We start from the raw sequence: 1,585 nt of genomic DNA, 5'->3' as shown, positions 1-1,585 counted from the left end.
CCTACGATCGAGCTTTAGAAATTAAACCCGATTACCATGAAGCTTGGTACAACCGAGGGATTGCGTTAAGAAATTTAGGCAGATTGGCAGAAGCGATCGCATCCTACGATCGAGCTTTAGAATTTAAACCCGATTTCCATGAAGCTTGGTACAACCGAGGGAATGCGTTAGGTAATTTAGGCAGATTAGAACAAGCGATCGCATCCTACGATCGAGCTTTAGAAATTAATTCAAATTATGCTAATACTTACTACAATAAAGCTTGCTGTTATGGCTTACAAAATAATGTGGAATTAGCTATCGAAAACTTACAAAGCGCCATCAATCTTGATGTCAAATATCAGGATATGGCAAAAACGGATAAAGATTTTGAGCAGATTCGGGGAGATGAGCGGTTTCAGAGTTTCCTAAATCGAGTATAATAATATATATTTGTATTTTAGCTAAGGAGATATTCTATGACTAACACCTACACAGCTATCATTCAGCCAGACGGAGATTGGTGGATTGGTTGGATAGAAGAAATTCCGGGAGTTAACTGTCAAGAAGCATCTCGTGATCAGTTATTAGAAAGCCTAAAAATTACTCTTAGTGAAGCATTAGAATTGAATAAACAGGAAGCAATTTCCGCTACTAGGGGAAACTACCAAGAAGAGAAAATTGTTGTATGAAGCGCAAACAGTTTATCGATCACGTCCTGTAGGGGCGAAGCATTCGGATAGGAAATCTACGGTTTCAGCGATAAGTTATTGCCCGAATCTTCGCCCGTACTTTTTCAGCAAGTCCTAGCCATTCTTGGTAGTTTAACCCCCAATTAAATAAAAGATCTGCGATTCCAAGACATACCGGAGTGATAATTATCACAATTGGGTAATTCAGCAATGGGAAAAAGTTGCCAACCCTTTATTAACTTGTGAGGCAGTTATCACTGAATCCTGTTTTATTTTGTGAAGTAAATAAAGAGAGAAAATTATTCATGTCAAACAAAACTATTGATCTCAATCAAGTACAGTTAACTTTACAAGAACTACTTGCCTTAATAAAGGTAGATACTGAAATTATTATAACCGAAGGAAACAAGCCTGTAGCTCGTCTAATTCCTTGGGGAGATACTGAAAAAACAACGTCTGAAACTCCTTCTCCTAAGTTACGACAACCAGGACTACACGCTGGAAAAATTGGGACTAGCGAAGATTTTGATGAGCCACTTCCTGAAGAATTTTGGACAGGTGAATCATGAAATTTCTTTTAGATACCCATACATTTATTTGGTGGGATAGCGAACCAGAAAAACTCTCTCAAAGAGCTTTAGAACTGTGTAGAGATCCTAGTAATACGCTATTACTTAGTATTACAAGTATTTGGGAAATGCAAATCAAACTACAACTAGGTAAACTATCACTCAAGATACCTTTAGCAGAAATGATTAATACTCAGCAGGAAACTAACCAAATTGGCCTTTTATTAATTACAGTCAGCCATGTTTTAGCTTTAAATACTTTACCTAACATCCATAAAGATCCATTTGACCGCTTGTTAGTTGCTCAAGCTAATCTTGAAAATGCTAGACTGATTAGCCATGATT

The 1,585-nt window shown here is 37.2% G+C and carries 4 protein-coding genes; all 4 read left to right on the top strand.

Annotated elements, in window-relative coordinates:
* Window positions 1-422, top strand: a 422-nt coding sequence (locus PX636_RS15660) for a TPR end-of-group domain-containing protein (protein WP_288117761.1), incomplete at its 5' end; no start/stop codon positions are given.
* 36 nt (window positions 423-458) lie between these two features.
* Entirely contained in the window at window positions 459-671 is a 213-nt protein-coding gene (locus PX636_RS15655; protein WP_002760549.1) for a hypothetical protein, read from the top strand.
* A 305-nt stretch (window positions 672-976) separates the two neighbouring features.
* Window positions 977-1,240, top strand: a complete 264-nt coding sequence (locus tag PX636_RS15650) for a type II toxin-antitoxin system Phd/YefM family antitoxin (protein WP_002796475.1) — start codon at window positions 977-979, stop codon at window positions 1,238-1,240.
* Window positions 1,237-1,585 (top strand): type II toxin-antitoxin system VapC family toxin (locus tag PX636_RS15645; protein ID WP_288117760.1); only part of this gene is annotated, 349 nt, incomplete at its 3' end. The genes PX636_RS15650 and PX636_RS15645, both read left to right, overlap by 4 nt.

The organism is Microcystis sp. M53598_WE2 (assembly GCF_030067735.1).
Lineage (GTDB): Bacteria > Cyanobacteriota > Cyanobacteriia > Cyanobacteriales > Microcystaceae > Microcystis > Microcystis aeruginosa.
This window is presented reverse-complemented; position numbering and strand designations above follow the sequence as displayed.